Annotated in this window: 12 protein-coding genes and 1 tRNA gene; 10 read left to right on the forward strand and 3 right to left on the reverse strand. The window is 67.9% G+C overall.

Going from position 1 to position 15,731, the window contains the following annotated elements; genetic code table 11:
- Positions 1-87: 87 nt before the first annotated feature.
- The 6 genes from LPA45_RS03745 (at position 88) to LPA45_RS03770 (ending at position 6,476) form a co-directional block, all read left to right on the forward strand.
- Positions 88-1,218 carry an ABC transporter ATP-binding protein gene (locus LPA45_RS03745; protein WP_116317363.1) on the forward strand — a complete coding sequence of 377 codons (1,131 nt, stop codon included), beginning with the start codon at positions 88-90 and terminating at the stop codon, positions 1,216-1,218.
- Between the two features lie 80 nt (positions 1,219-1,298).
- A complete protein-coding gene (locus LPA45_RS03750) occupies positions 1,299-2,693 on the forward strand; it encodes a replication-associated recombination protein A (protein ID WP_367394927.1) in 1,395 nt (464 codons plus the stop codon).
- Between the two features lie 113 nt (positions 2,694-2,806).
- Complete coding sequence (serS, locus tag LPA45_RS03755; RefSeq protein ID WP_116317839.1) at positions 2,807-4,111, forward strand: serine--tRNA ligase; 1,305 nt, start codon at positions 2,807-2,809, stop codon at positions 4,109-4,111.
- A gap of 80 nt (positions 4,112-4,191) precedes the next feature.
- Positions 4,192-4,281, forward strand: a tRNA-Ser gene (locus LPA45_RS03760).
- A gap of 178 nt (positions 4,282-4,459) precedes the next feature.
- Positions 4,460-5,347, forward strand: coding sequence for a DUF1653 domain-containing protein (locus LPA45_RS03765; RefSeq protein ID WP_367394928.1), 888 nt, complete (start codon positions 4,460-4,462; stop codon positions 5,345-5,347).
- On the forward strand, positions 5,340-6,476 hold the full coding sequence (locus LPA45_RS03770; protein ID WP_367394929.1) for a phosphatase PAP2 family protein: 1,137 nt from the start codon (positions 5,340-5,342) through the stop codon (positions 6,474-6,476). Before LPA45_RS03765 ends, LPA45_RS03770 begins: the two co-directional genes overlap by 8 nt.
- Here LPA45_RS03770 and LPA45_RS03775 read toward each other — a convergent pair.
- Together LPA45_RS03775 and LPA45_RS03780 are read right to left on the reverse strand one after the other, a co-directional pair.
- Complete coding sequence (locus LPA45_RS03775; protein WP_116317367.1) at positions 6,364-7,677, reverse strand: hemolysin family protein; 1,314 nt, start codon at positions 7,675-7,677, stop codon at positions 6,364-6,366. The genes LPA45_RS03770 and LPA45_RS03775 overlap by 113 nt on opposite strands.
- Before the next feature lie 90 nt (positions 7,678-7,767).
- On the reverse strand, positions 7,768-8,754 hold the full coding sequence (locus LPA45_RS03780; protein WP_116317368.1) for a LysR family transcriptional regulator: 987 nt from the start codon (positions 8,752-8,754) through the stop codon (positions 7,768-7,770).
- A gap of 183 nt (positions 8,755-8,937) precedes the next feature.
- Here LPA45_RS03780 and LPA45_RS03785 point away from each other — a divergent pair, with 183 nt between their 5' ends.
- The 4 genes from LPA45_RS03785 to LPA45_RS03800 all read left to right on the forward strand — a co-directional run bounded on the left by LPA45_RS03785 (position 8,938) and on the right by LPA45_RS03800 (position 13,050).
- Positions 8,938-10,224 carry a D-amino acid dehydrogenase gene (locus LPA45_RS03785; RefSeq protein ID WP_116317369.1) on the forward strand — a complete coding sequence of 429 codons (1,287 nt, stop codon included), beginning with the start codon at positions 8,938-8,940 and terminating at the stop codon, positions 10,222-10,224.
- Between the two features lie 97 nt (positions 10,225-10,321).
- On the forward strand, positions 10,322-11,242 hold the full coding sequence (locus LPA45_RS03790) for a glutamate/aspartate ABC transporter substrate-binding protein (protein WP_376790630.1): 921 nt from the start codon (positions 10,322-10,324) through the stop codon (positions 11,240-11,242).
- Between the two features lie 206 nt (positions 11,243-11,448).
- Entirely contained in the window at positions 11,449-12,270 is an 822-nt protein-coding gene (locus tag LPA45_RS03795) for a transporter substrate-binding domain-containing protein (protein WP_116317371.1), read from the forward strand.
- Positions 12,271-12,390: 120 nt separating this feature from the next.
- A complete protein-coding gene (locus LPA45_RS03800) occupies positions 12,391-13,050 on the forward strand; it encodes an amino acid ABC transporter permease (RefSeq protein WP_317923128.1) in 660 nt (219 codons plus the stop codon).
- Between the two features lie 87 nt (positions 13,051-13,137).
- Here the strand turns inward: LPA45_RS03800 and cphA are convergent, their stop codons facing one another.
- Positions 13,138-15,708: a cyanophycin synthetase gene (cphA, locus tag LPA45_RS03805; protein ID WP_116317373.1), complete on the reverse strand. Its 2,571-nt coding sequence runs from the start codon at positions 15,706-15,708 to the stop codon at positions 13,138-13,140.
- Positions 15,709-15,731 lie beyond the last annotated feature (23 nt).

The raw sequence follows: 15,731 nt of genomic DNA on the forward strand, positions 1-15,731 counted from the left end.
GTGTCGGCGCGGCACGCCGGCTGCCGCATTCTAGCAATGCGGCGCACACACCGGCGCAGCGCGACGCCGCGTCCCTATAATGCGCACATGCGAACCGATTCCTATTCCCGATTACCCGGAGCCCAGGCACGCGCGCGGCCGATGGCGCGCAGCGGCACCGACCGGGCTGCCGCTGGCGCTGCCGTCATCGAGGTAGACCGTATCCGCCATGCCTTCGGGCGGCACACGGTGGTCAAGGGCCTGTCGTTTGCGCTGGCGCGCGGCAATATCGCCTGCCTGCTGGGCCCCAGCGGCTGCGGCAAGACCACGGTGCTGCGTGCCATCGCCGGCTTCGAGCCGTTGCTGGATGGCTGCATCATGCTGGACGGGCAGACTGTGTCGTCGTCGGACGCGCTGGTGCCGCCGGAGCAGCGCCGCATCGGCATGGTATTCCAGGATTACGCGCTGTTCCCGCATCTCGATGTGGCGGCCAACGTCGGCTTCGGGCTGACCCGCGCCGGCCGCGCCGAGCGAGCGGCGCGGGTGGAAGAGGTGCTGCAGCTGGTCGGGCTTGCCGGCTCGGGCCGCAAGTATCCGCACGAGCTGTCCGGCGGTCAGCAGCAGCGCGTGGCGCTGGCGCGCGCCCTGGCGCCACGGCCCGAGCTGCTGCTGCTCGACGAGCCGTTCTCCAACCTCGATGTCGATTTGCGCGAGCGCCTGAGCCTGGAGGTACGCGCGATCCTGAAGGCACAAGGCACCACCGCCATCCTGGTCACGCACGACCAGTACGAGGCCTTTGCCATGGCCGACGAGATCGGCGTGATGCATGACGGCGTGATCGAGCAGTGGGGCAGCGCGCATGAGTTGTACCACCGCCCCACCTCGCGCTTCGTCGCCGGCTTTGTCGGCCAGGGCGTGCTGATGCCGGGACACCTGCGCGGCGATGCGCGGATCGAAGTGGAGCTGGGCATGCTGCACCCGGCGGTGCCCTTGCAGCTGCCCTCGGGTGCCGCCGTCGACGTGCTGGTGCGTCCGGACGACATCGTCCATGACGACGCCAGCCCGATGCGGGCCGAGGTCGTCCACAAGGCCTTCCGCGGCGCCGAGATCCTGTACACGCTGCGGCTGGCCAGCGGCGGCCGGGTGCTGGCGCTGGTGCCGTCGCACCACAACCACGCCGTGGGGGAACGCATCGGCATCCGGGTCGAGATCGAGGACGTGGTCGCCTTTGCCGCTTAGGCCGGCGCCAGGCCCGGCACCCGAGCGCGGGACGCCGATGGTCTACACTGTGGCGTTCTGCAATCGCAAGGTTTGATGACGTGGCGGACTCGCTGTTCTCCGATACCCCTGACCGTTCCCGGCAACCGCTGGCCGAGCGCCTGCGCCCGCGCACCATCGACGAGGTGATCGGGCAGCAGCATCTGCTGGGCCCGGGCAAGCCGCTGCGCGTGGCGTTCGAGTCGGGCGAGCCGCATTCGATGATCCTGTGGGGCCCGCCGGGCGTGGGCAAGACCACGCTGGCGCGGCTGATGGCCGATGCCTTCGACGCCGAGTTCATCGCGCTGTCGGCGGTGCTGTCGGGGGTCAAGGACATCCGCGAGGCCGTCGAGCGCGCCGAGCAGTTCCGCGCGCACGGGCGGCGCACGCTGGTGTTCGTCGATGAGGTGCACCGCTTCAACAAGAGCCAGCAGGATGCCTTCCTGCCGCACGTCGAGAGCGGGCTGTTCACCTTCATCGGCGCTACCACCGAGAACCCGTCGTTCGAGGTCAACGGCGCGTTGCTGTCGCGCGCGGCGGTCTATGTGCTCAAGAGCCTGGACGATGCCGAGCTGACCCAGCTGGCCCTGCGCGCCACCGAGGAACTGGGCGGCAAGCTGGGCGAACTGAGCTGGCAGGACGAAGCGCTGCAGCTGATCGTGGCATCGGCCGACGGCGATGGACGCAAGCTGCTGAACAATATCGAGATCGTGGCGCGTGCCGCGCGCACCGCTGGTGCCGCGCAGATCGATACCGCGCTGCTGGGCAGCGCGCTGTCGGAAAACCTGCGCCGCTTCGACAAGGGCGGCGATGCTTTCTACGACCAGATCAGCGCGCTGCACAAGTCGGTGCGCGGCTCGGACCCCGATGCCGCGCTGTACTGGTTCTGCCGCATGATCGACGGCGGCGCCGATCCGCGCTACCTGGCGCGGCGCATCGTGCGCATGGCGTGGGAAGACATCGGGCTGGCCGACCCCCGTGCCGCGCGCATCACGCTGGATGCCGCCGAGACCTACGAGCGCCTGGGCTCGCCCGAAGGCGAGCTGGCGCTGGGGCAGGCACTGATCTACCTGGCGGTCGCGCCCAAGTCCAACGCGGGCTACAACGCGTACAACGCTGCCCGCGCGTTCGTCGGCAAGGACAAGTCGCGTGCGGTGCCGGTGCACCTGCGCAACGCGCCGACAAAGCTGATGAAGGAGCTTGGCTACGGCCACGCCTACCGCTATGCGCATGACGAGCCCGAAGCCTACGCCGCCGGCGAGCACTACTTCCCGGACGACCTGAAGGCGCAGGGCTGGTACCGGCCGGTGCCGCGCGGCCTGGAGGGCAAGATCGCCGAGAAGCTGCGTCATCTGCGTGAACTGGACAACGCCTGGCACCGCGAACAGCGTGCGGCCAAGGCGCGCGAAGGTGCCAGGGACGGCAAGGAAGGCAAGGATGGAGACAAGGGCGAGTAGTTTTCGCCAGACCCGGCGCGGTGCGCGCCATTCGCTCGTCCCGGGCCATGCGGGTGCAGTAAAATGGCGGCTTCGCCGGCATGTCGCTGGCCCTGCACTTCACCTCAAGCAACATGCTCGACATCCAGCTGTTCCGCAAAGACATCGACGCCGTGGCGCAACGCCTTGCCACGCGCGGCTACCAACTCGACGTGGCGGCGTTCCAGGCACTTGAAGCCGAACGCAAGCAACTGCAGACCCAGACCGAGGAACTGCAGGCGCGCCGCAACAGCCTGTCCAAGCAGATCGGCATGCTCAAGGGCAAGGGCGAGGATGCCTCGGCCGTGATGGCGGAAGTGGGCGGCATCGGCGACACGCTCAAGGCTTCGGCCGCGCGGCTGGACGAAATCCAGGCGCATCTGTCAGAACTGATGCTGTCGATCCCCAACCTGCCGCACGAAAGCGTGCCGGTGGGCAATGACGAGACCCAGAACGTCGAAGTGCGCCGCGTGGGCGAGCCGCGCCAGTTTGACTTTGAAGTGCGCGACCACGTCGACGTGGGCGAGAAGCTGGGCCTGGACTTCGACACCGCGGTCAAGGTCACCGGCTCGCGCTTCTCGATGCTGCGCGGCGGCGTGGCGCGCATGAACCGCGCGCTGGTGCAGCTGATGCTCGACACCCATACGCAGGAACACGGCTATACCGAGATGTATGTGCCATACATCGTCAATGCCGCGTCGATGCGCGGCACCGGCCAGCTGCCCAAGTTCGAGGAAGACCTGTTCAAGGTGCCGCGCAAGGTCGGTAGTGAGGAAGGCGAGCGCATCGAGAACTTCTACCTGATCCCCACTGCCGAGGTGCCGCTGACCAATATCGTGCGCGATGCCATCGTCGCCGGCGAGAAGCTGCCGCTGCGCTTCGTCGCGCATACGCCGTGCTTCCGCTCGGAAGCCGGCTCGTATGGCAAGGACACGCGCGGCATGATCCGCCAGCACCAGTTCGACAAGGTCGAGATGGTGCAGATCGTGCCGGCCGCGCAGTCGTTCGATGCGCTGGAAGAGCTGACCGGCCACGCCGAGGCGATCCTGAAGAAGCTGGGGCTGCCGTTCCGCACCATCGTGCTGTGCACGGGCGACATGGGCTTCGGCAGCACCAAGACCTATGACCTCGAAGTGTGGATCCCGGCGCAGAACACCTACCGCGAGATCAGCTCGTGCTCGAACATGGGCGACTTCCAGGCGCGCCGCATGCAGGCGCGCATGCGCGCGGGGCAGGGCAAGCCGGAGCTGGTGCATACGCTGAACGGCTCGGGCCTGGCCGTGGGCCGCACGCTGGTGGCAATCCTCGAGAACTACCAGAATGCCGACGGCTCGGTCACCGTGCCAGCCGCGCTGCAGCCCTACATGGGCGGCATCACTCGCCTGGAACCGGAGCTGTAAAAAATCTGTTGCCGGCCTCTTGCACAGGTCGGTACCGTTTGGCTATAATCTTGGTTTCGCCACACGGCAAAGCAGTTACCGGAGAGGTGGCAGAGTGGTCGAATGTACCTGACTCGAAATCAGGCGTACCGGCGACGGTACCGTGGGTTCGAATCCCACCCTCTCCGCCAGACAAGAAGCTGCCCGGTCTCGACCACCGGACAGGCAACAACAGTGTAGTAAAACTCAGGCCGACGCCCACGCAAGTGAGCGTCGGTTTTGTTTTTTTGGCGGTCGGTTTCATCGCGGCCAGCGCCTGGCCGTGCACTATCATGGCGATCCAGCGGACTGCCATGAACGAGGCCACCGATGACACAGCCACCCGCCACGCCTGCCGAATTCCACGGCGACCCCGCCGAACTCCCGAACGATCCCGACCTCATTGCCGGCATGCCATACCGCCACCACAAGGGCGGTGCCTATGCCGTCGTTGGCATCGGGCGGCTTGAGGCCGACCTCGCGCCGGCCGTCGTCTATCGCGCAATGCGCGATCCGGCATTGCTCTGGGTGCGCCGTGCCGACGTGTTCACCGAACCCGTGGCGACGCCGCAGGGCGCGGTGCCGCGCTTCGCCCCGGACTGGCCCGCGGCGCTGGCCTGCCTCGACTTCCTGCCGCGCAGGACGGTGCTGGATGTGCTGGCGCTGCATGACACGCCGTACCGGCACTACCACGATCGCCGCCATATCCTGGAAATGTTCGATGTTGCCCACGCGCGCGGCGTCGCGCTGGATCCGGCGCAGGCCCTTGCGGCGCTGTGCCATGACGCGGTCTATGTGCCGGGATGCGAGCACAACGAATCGGCTTCGGCGGTTCTGGTCGAGACCATTGCACCGGAGGTGGACCGCGCGGTGCTCGGCCGTGCCGCGCAGATCGTGCGCGACACGCGCACGCATGCGCCGACCATCGACGGCGCGGACACCGTGCTCGATCTCGACCTGTTCCGGCTGGCCGCGGCCCCTGACGTATTCGATGCCCACAGTGCCGATGTCTTCGCCGAGAACCGCGCCATGCTGGCTGCGCGCACCGGCCTGCATGGCGATGCGCTGCTGGCGGAGTTCAGGCGCCGCCGTGCCGCCTTCCTCGGCGAACTGGCGCAGCGGCCGCGCCTGTTCCTGACGCCGGCCTTTGCCGACTGCGAGGCGCCCGCACGCGCCAATATCGCGCGCATCGGCGGCACCGGAGTGCCGCGTGCCTGAACTGCCGGCGCGCGTAGGCGCGGTCGCCGATGGCTGGCTGACGCCAGGCACGGCGCTGGGGTTGCTGGGCTTGTTCACGCTCGCCACGGTCCTGCTGCTGTGCCTGGTGCCGCTGCTGGTGGCGCTGCTGCGCCCGCTGGTGCGCTGGCTCGATGGCATGCGCGTGTGGGGCGCCGGTGCCTTGTCGACGCGCGTGGCCGCACAGGATCGGCCGCGCCGGCTGAGCACGCTGACGCTGCGCGTGCTGGAGCGCGATATCGCCGAGCTGCTGCTGGTGCTTGTTGCCGGCGCCGCGCTGCTGGCTTGCGGGGCAGCGCTGTTCTGGCTGGCCGCCGAAGTCGCGGAGGGCGAGGAGGTGGTCCACCTCGACCAGCTGGTGTTTGCGCAGCTGCGCGCATGGCGCCGCGACTGGCTCGATATCGCCATGGTCGCGGTGACCGAGCTGGGCGGTGCGCGCATCTCGGTGGCGGTCGGTGTGGCGGTGTTCGCGTGGCTGTGGTGGCGGCGCGCCTGGATCACGGCGCTGTACTGGGCCGCGGCGCTGCTCGGCGCGCGCGCCTGCGTGATGGCGCTCAAGCTCGGCATGGCGCGGGTGCGGCCGGCCAGCATCTACAGCGGGCTGGAGTCGTACTCCTTTCCCAGCGGCCATGCCACCAGCAGCATGGTGACCTACGGTTTCCTGGCGTTCCTGCTGTGCCTGCGCCAGCCATGGCGCGTGCGCATCCCGGTGCTGGCGCTGACCGTGGTGGCGGTGGTGGCGATCGGGGTGTCGCGGCTGTACCTGGGCATGCACTGGCTGTCCGACGTGGCCGCGGGCTATGCGCTGGGGCTGGCGTGGATCGCATTGCTCGGCACCGCCTACCGCACGCTGCACGTGCCGGCGCCGCGGGATGCGGTGGCGCCGGGGCGGCTCGGCGTGGTGGCCGCCGCCGCGGTGGTGGTGTCGTTCAGCTACGTGGCGTGGTTCCGCATGCCGGATACGCTGGAGCGCTATCGCCAGGCCGGACCGCCCACGGCTACGGTTGCTGCGCAGCAGCCTCTTCTGGCGACGGCAGTCGCGATACCAGCAGCTGGTCGATCTTGTGATGGTCGATGTCCAGCACCTCGAAGCGATAGCCTGCCACGGTGATCGACTCGGACTTCTTCGGGATGCGCTTGAGCGCGTAGATCACCAGCCCGCCGGCGGTGTCGACATAGTCCTCGCCGGGCAAGGCATCGAGTTCCAGCGCCTTCTTCAGGTCCACCAGCGGCGTCACGCCGTCGACCAGCCACGAGCTGTCGTCGCGGCGCACGATCTGCTCGTCTTCGCTGGAGTAGAGGATGTCGCCCATCAGCGCGCCGACGATATCGTCGAGCGTGACGATGCCGACCACCAGCCCGTACTCGTTCATCACCACGGCAAAGCTCTGGTGCATTTCGCGGAAGCGCGTCAGCGACTCCGACAGGGTCAGCGTGTCGGGGATCACCAGCACGTTCTTGTCGTGGTGGCGGCCGATATTGCCGATCACCGTGGCGCTTTCGTCGGCCAGCAGCAGTTGCAGGATGTCCTTGGAATCGATATAGCCCTGCACGTCGTCCAGGTCGTGCCCGCACACCGGGTACTGCGCATGCGGCTGGTTGACCAGCTTGCGGCGCACGCTGTCGGCGCTCTCGTCCAGGCTCAGGAAGACCACGTCGTCGCGCGGCGTCATGATCGCGGTAATGCCCTTGAATTCGAGCTCGAACACGTTCTCGATCAGGTGCAGTTCATGCTTGTGCAGCACGCCCGCCTCGGCGCCCGCATCGACCATGGCGGCGATGTCCTCGGTGGTGATCTGGTCGACCGGCTTCGTCGGCAGGCGCAGCAGGCGCAAGGTGGCATCCGCGGCGGCGTTGAAGATCCACACCAGCGGCTTAAGCACGCGCAGCAGCGTCAGCATCGGGTCGATCACAGCCAGCGCGCACCGCTCGGGGAAGGTCATCGCGATGCGCTTGGGGATCAGGTCGGCAAACTGGATGAACAGCAGCGTCACAATCAGGAACGAGCCGATATTGGCCACGCGCTGCGCGTGGACTACCTGCATATACGGCGACAGCGTTTCCAGCAGCAGGTCGGACACATGCTTCTCGCCGAGGATACCGGCCAGGATGGCCACGCTGTTGACGCCGATCTGCACGATGGTGAAGAAATTCCCTGGCTCTTCCTTGAGCAGCAATACGCGCGTGGCGCGGCCATCGCCGCGCTCGGACAAGACTTGAAGCTTGGTGCGGCGTGCGGCGGTCAGCGCGATCTCGGAGATGGAGAAGAAGGCGCTGACCAGGACAAGAGCGGTCAGGGTCAGGACGAACATAGGCAATCTGGCGCTTGCGACCAGTGAGTGCAGGCGGCTTGATGATGGTGCACCGCCTGTGAAGCTGTCAAATCGGGACCGGCGTGGCCGTCACTCCGGTATCGGCGTGCGCACCTTGGCGCCGCCCGGGAGCGCGCCGTCCAGGCTGACCACCGGCACTTCCAGCCGCTGCGCCAGCGTGGCCGCCAGTTCCTGCGCGGCCTGCGCGAACTGCGCGCGCAGGTCGTCGGCCAGGCTGGAGCCGGCGCGGTGGCTGGCGCGCAGCATCTGGATCTCGAACGGCAGTTCCGGCGCCACATCATGCAGCGCCACATGGCCGGGATTGGCGCTGAGCGCGGTGTACTGGTCCAGCAGCGTCAGGCCGAGTCCGGCATCGACCAGCGCCAGCGCCAGCGAGTAGGTCTGCACCTCCAGTGTCGAGCGCGGCTCGAGCGCGTGCCGCGCCAGCGTCTGGCGTACCAGCAGGCCGAGCGAGCTGTTGTCGTCATAGCCGATGAAGGGGCGATCCATCAGCCGCTGCATCGGCACCTGGCGGCGGCGCCCCGCGGCGGGCAGCGGCTGGCCGCGCGGCACCGCCAGCAGCATGCGGCCGCTGGCGACCGGTTCGCTCGAAATGGCCTCGTGGCGCGGCGGCGAGAAGGCGAAACCCAGGTCGATCTGGTTGGCCAGCAGCGCGCCGACGATCTCGTCGGTATGGTGGGTCAGCACCTGCACCTGGGTGTCGGGGTGGCGCGCGCAGAAGCGCCGCACCGCCGGCACCAGCAGCGGGTTGGCCAGGCTCGGCGTGGCCGCCACGCGCAGGCGCCCGGCACCCTTGTGGCGCAGGCTTTCCGAGACGCGGCGCACGCGCTCGATCTCGCCGTATAGCCTTTCGACATCGCCGTACAAGGCGTTGGCCTCCGGCGTCGGCTGCAGCCGCCCGCGCACGCGCTCGAACAGGCGAAAGCCGAGCGAGGCCTCCGCATGCTGCAGCACGCGCGTGACCACCGGCTGCGACACGTGCAGCAGGCGCGCGGCTTCGCTGACGGTGCCGGTCAGCATGACCGCGCGGAAGACTTCGATCTGGCGCAGGCGCATGGGAGCTGGGGCGTCGGGATTGCGGGGGTGCGGGAATTCGGGAATTCGGGAATTCGGGAATTCGGGAATTCGGCGTACAGGCCATCCATAGCCTGAAGACATATTCTGGCACGTATTCGCATTGGGCAAGCCGGCGCCACTGTTCTACCCTCTGGCATCGGCCTTTTGATGTGAAGGATGGCAATGCGGGTAGTGATCGTGGGCGCTGGCGTGGTTGGCATGACGACGGCGTGGCGCCTGGCCCAGGACGGGCATGCGGTGACGGTGCTGGAGCGGCACCGGGGCCCGGGCGAGGAAACCAGCTTTGCCAATGGCGGGCAGCTCAGCTACAGCTACGTGGCGCCGCTCGCCGGGCCGGGCGTGATGGGCAAGGTGCCGGGCTGGCTGCTGCGGCGTGATTCGCCGATGCGCTTCCGCCCGGTGGCCGATCCCGCGCAATGGCGCTGGCTGGCCGCCTTCATGGGCGCCTGCAATGCCAGCACCAGCGAGGCCACCACGCGCAAGCTGCTGCGCCTGGGTTTCTATTCGCGCGACCAGTTGCAGGCGTTCGTGGCGCAGCATGAGCATAAGGACAGTGGGTTTGGCTTCGATTTTGCGCGGCGCGGCAAGCTGGTGGTGCACCGCGACCAAGCGGCGTTCGCCTCGGCCTGCCGGCTGCTGGATTACCAGGCCAGCCTGGGTTGCGAGCAGAAGGCACTCGACCGCGATGCCTGCGTCGCGCTGGAGCCGGCCCTGGCCGGCATCCGAAACGAGATTGCGGGCGCCATCTACACGCCGAGCGAGGAGGTGGGAGATTGCCACCGCTTCTGCGTGTCGCTGGCACGGTTGCTGCAACACGGCGGCGGCCGCACTGGGGTGTCCCTGCGCTTCGGCACCGTGGTGCAGGGGCTGATGCAGCAGGGCGGGCGCGTGACCGGCGTGCGCACCGACGCTGGCGAGGTGCCGGCGGACGTGGTCGTGGTCGCGGGCGGCATCGGCAGCGTGCCGCTGCTGCGCCCGCTGGGCGTGCGGCCGATGCTGTGGCCGCTCAAGGGCTATAGCATCACCGTGCCGCTGGCCAGCGGCACGCGCGCGCCGCATATCAGCGTGACGGATTTCGCCAACAAGATCGTTTACGCGCGGATCGGCAATACATTGCGGGTGGCGGGCATGGCCGACCTGGTGCGCGGCGGCACCCGCATCGACCCGGAGCGGGTCGGCACGCTGGTGGCGCAGACGCGCGCACTGTTCGACGGCATCGTGCCGGACCTGCCGCTGGCGCAATTGCAGCCGTGGGCGGGGCTGCGCCCGGCCACGCCGGACGGGCTGCCGCTGATCGGGCCGTCGCGCGTATCCGGGCTGTGGCTGAACCTGGGCCACGGCGCGCTGGGATTTACGCTGGCGATGGGCAGCGCCGGCCTGCTGGCCGACCGTCTGGCAGGGCGCCGTCCGGCCCTCGACGCCGCAGATTTCGATGCCGCGCGCGCGTAGCGCGCGAGCATGCAGCAATGGTTCCTGCAATACCCGTGAGTTCGCATTACCTCGAGGAAGCGAGCCTCAATGACCAAGCCCCTACAAGGAGCGCGACATGAAGCCACTGCACACCCGCCTTGCCATCCGTCCTGACGCCCGCCGCATGCTCGCGGCCGCCGCGCTTTTGCTGGCCTCCGGCGTGGCCCACGCCGCCGACGGCGACACGCTGAAGAAGATCAAGGACAGCGGCGTGATCTCGCTGGGCTACCGCGAATCGTCGATCCCGTTCTCGTACACCGACGGCAAGGAGGTGATGGGCTACTCGCACGAGATCCTGCTGCAGATCGTCGACAAGGTGAAGAGCGAGCTGAAGATGCCCAGCCTGCAGGTGCGGCTGACGCCGATCACCTCGCAGAACCGCATCCCGCTGGTGCAGAACGGCACCATCGACATCGAATGCGGCAGCACCACCAATAACCTGGAGCGCCAGAAACAGGTGGCATTCTCCAACAGCCTGTTCGTCTACGGCATCAAGATGCTGACGAAGAAGGATTCGGGCGTGAAGGAGTTCGCCGACCTGAAGGACCGCAACGTGGTCACCACCGCCGGCACCACCGGCGAGCGCCTGCTGGTCAAGATGAACGGCGAGAAGACCATGAACATGAACCTGATCAGCACCAAGGACCATGGCCAGTCCTTCCTGATCCTGGAAAGCGGCCGCGCCGCGGCCTTCGTCATGGACGAGCCGCTGCTGTATGGCGAGCGCACCAAGGCCAAGAGCGCCGGCGACTGGGTAGTGGTGGGCGCGCCGCTGCAGACCGAGAACTACGCCTGCATGTTCCGCAAGGACGATCCTTCGTTCAAGAAGCTTACCGACGGCGTGATCGCCGACCTGCAGACCAGCGGCCGCGCGGAGAAGCTCTACAACAAGTGGTTCATGTCGCCGATCCCGCCGCGCAACATCAACATGAACTACCCGCTGTCTGCTGACATGAAGGCGCTGTTCGCGGCGCCCAATGACAAGGCCTACCAGTAACGGGGCAGGGCGTTGCCGCCGTGGAGTATGGGTCGCCCCGGCGGTTATATAGCCATAATGAATCGTTATTTTGTCCTCGATAGTGTTTGCGGTAGTGTTGAGCCCGATATAGGCTCATAGCAGCACAAGCGGCCGGCAGCTCTCCACGAGAGGCCAGAAGGCGTTGTCTGCCCACCTACTGCTTATCCGCATTCACTGGAGAACATATGCGATCGATTCGTTCTGGCTGGTTCAAGTCGCTGCTGGCGGCCTCGCTGATGGCCGGGGCCGGCCTGGCTGCCACCGCGGCCCATGCCGCCGACCTGCTCGATACCGTCAAGCAGGCTGGCGTGCTCAAGATCGGCCTGGAGGGCACATACCCGCCGTTCGGCTTCCGCGGCGCCAAGAACGAGCTGGAAGGGTTTGATGTCGACGTGGCTCGTGCGGTGGCGGGCAAGCTGGGGGTCAAGCCCGAGTTCGTCACCACGGAATGGAGCGGCATCATCGCCGGCCTGCAGGCGGGCAAGTTCGACGTAATCGTCAACCAGGTCAACGTCACGCCGCAGCGCCAGCAGGTGCTGGACTTTTCCACGCCCTACGTCTACTCGGATGCGCAACTGATCCAGCGCAAGGACGACAAGCGCCAGTTCAAGTCGCTGGAAGACCTGAAGGGCCACAAGCTCGGCGTCAGCCTGGGCAGCAATTACAACGAACTGGCCAAGGCGGTGGCGGGCATCGACGTCAAGACTTATCCCGGCGCGCCTGAGTACCTGCGCGACCTGGCGGCACAGCGCGTCGACGCCGCGCTGAACGACCGGCTGATGGTCGCCTACCTGGTCAAGACCGCCAACCTGCCGCTGCGTCCGGGCGCGATCGTGGCGGGTGCCACCACCCAGGTGGCCATCCCGTTCCGCAAGGACAACCCCAAGTTCGCGCAGGCCATCAACCATGCGCTGGAAGACCTGGGCAAGGACGGCACGCTTGGCAAGCTGTCGGTGAAGTGGTTCGGCACCGACGTGACCAAGCCCGCCGGCAAGCCGGTCAAGTAAGCCGGTCAAGTCCGGTCAGGCAAGCCGGTCAAGCAAGCACGGCGGTATCATGTCGCGGCGCGGCGGCCTGCACGGCTGCCGCGCCGCGTTGTTTTTTACCATTAGCCCGCCGCCACGCCCATGTCCGCTCTCCAGCTCGTCATCGATTCCCTGCCCGTGCTGCTGCAGGGCACGCTGCTGACCATCAAGTTCGCACTGTGGTCGATGCTGTTCGGGCTGGTGCTCGGCACCGTGGTCGCGCTGATGGGCATCAGCCACAGCCGCGCGCTCAAGGCGGCGGCGCGCACCTACGTCAGCATCATGCGCGGCACGCCGCTGCTGGTGCAGATCTTTGTCGTCTACTACGGGCTGCCGGGCATCGGCATCGCGCTGGAACCCACGCCGGCCGGCGTGCTGACGCTGAGCCTGAATGTCGGGGCCTACCTGTCGGAAAGCATGCGCGGCGCCATCCTCGGCGTGGCGCGCGGCCAGTGGCTGGCGGCTTACAGCCTGGGGCTGACGCCAGCGCAGGCGCTGCGCTTCGTGGTGGGCCCGCAGGCGCTGCGGCTGGCGGTGCCGAGCCTGTCGAACAGCCTGATCAGCCTGATCAAGGATACGTCGCTGGTGTCGGTGATTACCGTGACCGAGTTGCTGCGCACCGCGCAGGAGGTGATCGCGGCGACGTACCAGCCGTTGCCGCTGTACCTGGCGGTGGCAGCGATCTACTGGGTGTTGAGCACGGGGTTGTCAGGGCTGCAGCATATGCTGGAGCGCAAGCTGTCGCTGCCGGGCAGGCACTGAGCCACACCGCTGCCAAAGCAAAAGAGCCAGCTCCGGAGAGCTGGCTCTTTTTTTGCCGGCGATGCGGGCCGTCGCCGGCCCGCACGCTCAGCCCTGCGCGATGCGCCCGGCGATATGCCCCAGCGCCTCTTCCACCTGGTCCACCAGGATCAGGCACAGGTCGCCCGACTTCAGGTGCGACAACGCGGTATCGATCGCCACGAATTCCCCGCGGATTTCCTCGACCTGGCTGGTGCGCTGCGCGCCTTGCAGGCCCTCGCGCAGCAGCGCCAGCACCTCGCCATCGGCACGCCCGCGCTGGCACTGGTCCTGGTACAGCACCACTTCGTCGAACACACCGCCCAGGATCTGCGTCTGGCGGCGGATGTCCTCGTCGCGGCGATCTCCCGCACCGCTGATCACGACCACGCGGCGGCCGGCCGGCATGGTTTCGACCGCGTTGCACAGCGCCTGGATCGCGTCCGGGTTGTGGCCGTAGTCGGCGATCAGCATGGCGCCCTTGTAGTCAAACACGTTGAAGCGGCCCGGAGCTGTCGCGGCGTCGTTGACAAAGGTGGCCAGGCCGCGGCGGATGACGGTCCAGTCGATGCCCAGCGCCCAGGCCGCGGCGATCGACGACATCGCGTTCTCGACCTGGAAGCCGATGGTGCCGTTGCGCGTCAGCGGGATCTCCGCCAGCGCGATGCGCACCTGGGTATCGCCCTCCGACGCCACGATCTCGGCGCCGTCGACGAAGACTACGCGCTTGCCTTGCGCGCGATGCGTGGCCATCGCCGGCTGGTTGGGATCGTGCGCGAAGAAGGTCACGCTGCCGGGACAGGCGTCGGCCATGCGCACCACCATCGGGTCGGCGGCATTGAGCACGGCCATGCCGTGCGGCGCGACGTTCTGCACGATCACGCTCTTGAGCACGGCCAGGTCTTCCACCGAGTTGATGAACGACAGGCCCAGATGGTCGCCCTCGCCGACATTGGTCACCACGGCCACGTCGCAGCGGTCGAAGGCCAGGCCCTCGCGCAGCAGGCCGCCGCGCGCGGTCTCGAACACGGCTGCGTCCACGTCGGGGTGCAGCAGCACGTTGCGCGCGCTGCGCGGGCCGCTGCAGTCGCCGGTGTCGATGCGCTCGCCCTGGATGTAGACGCCGTCGGTGCCGGTCATGCCCATGCGCAGGCCGCTGGTGGCCATGACATGGGTGATCAGGCGCACGGTCGTGGTCTTGCCGTTGGTGCCGGAGACGGCCACCACCGGGATACGGCCATCGTCGCCATCGGAGAACATGGTCGAGATGATGGCCTCGCCCACCGCGCGGCCCTTGCCGTAGGAAGGCTGCAGGTGCATGCGCAGGCCCGGCGCGGCGTTGACCTCGACGATGCCGCCGGCCTGTTCCTCGAACGGCTTGAGCATGGTCTCGCACACCGCGTCGACGCCGGCAATGTCCAGGCCCACCATCTGCGCTGCGGCCACGGCGCGCGCGGCGATGTCCGGGTGGACGTCGTCGGTCACGTCGGTGGCGCTGCCGCCGGTGGACAGGTTGGCGTTGTTGCGCAGCACCACGCGCGTGCCCTTGGCCGGCACGGAATCGGCGGTCAGGTTCTGCTTGGCCAGGACCGCCAGCGCGATATCGTCAAAGCGGATCTTGGTCAGCGAGGTGGCATGGCCTTCGCCGCGGCGCGGGTCACGGTTCACTTCCTCGACCAGCTCGCGCACGGTGTGCACGCCGTCGCCGGTGACTTGCGGCGGGTCGCGGCGCGCGGCCGCCACCAGTTGCTTGCCGACCACCAGCAGGCGGAAGTCGTGGCCCGGGATGTAGCGCTCGACGATCACGTCGGAGCTGATGTCCGAGGCGACCTCGTAGGCCGTCATGACTTCCTCGCGGGTGCGGATGCGCACGGCCACGCCCTTGCCCTGGTTGCCGTCGCGCGGCTTGACCACCACCGCGGCGTCGATTTCCTGCGCGGCGGCCCAGGCTTCCTCGGCGCTGCGCACCGAGCGGCCCAGCGGCACCGGCACGCCGGCGGCGTGCAGCAGGCTCTTGGTCAGTTCCTTGTCCTGCGCGATCGATTCGGCCACGGCGCTGGTGCGGTCGGTCTCGGCGGCCTGGATGCGGCGCTGCTTGCTGCCCCAGCCAAACTGCACCATCGAGCCCTGCGTCAGGCGCCGGTAGGGGATGCCGCGCGCCACGCCGGCGTAAACGATCGAGCCGGTGCTGGGCCCCAGCCGCACGTCTTCGTCCAGGTCGCGCAGACGGTGCAGCGCGTCGGCCAGGTCGAACGGCGTGTCGTCGCGCGCGGCCAGGCACAGGGCCTCGGCCAGCTCGAACGCCAGCCGGCCGACCTCTTCCTCGCTGTATTGCACGATCACCTGGTAGGTGCCGGGCTCCACCGTCTGCGCGGTGCGGCTGAAGGTGACCGGGCAGCCGGCGGCGGCCTGCAGGCGCAGCGCCGTCATTTCCAGCACGTGGGCCAGCGACATCTCGCCCGCTTCCTCGTCCGGGTGTAATGGCCCGACCTCTGGGAAACGGGCGCGCAGCCGGTCTTCAAAGCCGGGCAGGGCCGACAGCATGTCGGCGGTGTCCTGGCAGGCCACGATGGCTTCAATGGCGGTGTGGCGGCACCACAGGTTCGGGCCCCGCAGGGCCCGGATACGGGAGACTTCCATGGAACGGTTCCGTGTCTTCTATG

Source organism: Cupriavidus sp. Agwp_2, assembly GCF_040784895.1.
Lineage (GTDB): Bacteria > Pseudomonadota > Gammaproteobacteria > Burkholderiales > Burkholderiaceae > Cupriavidus.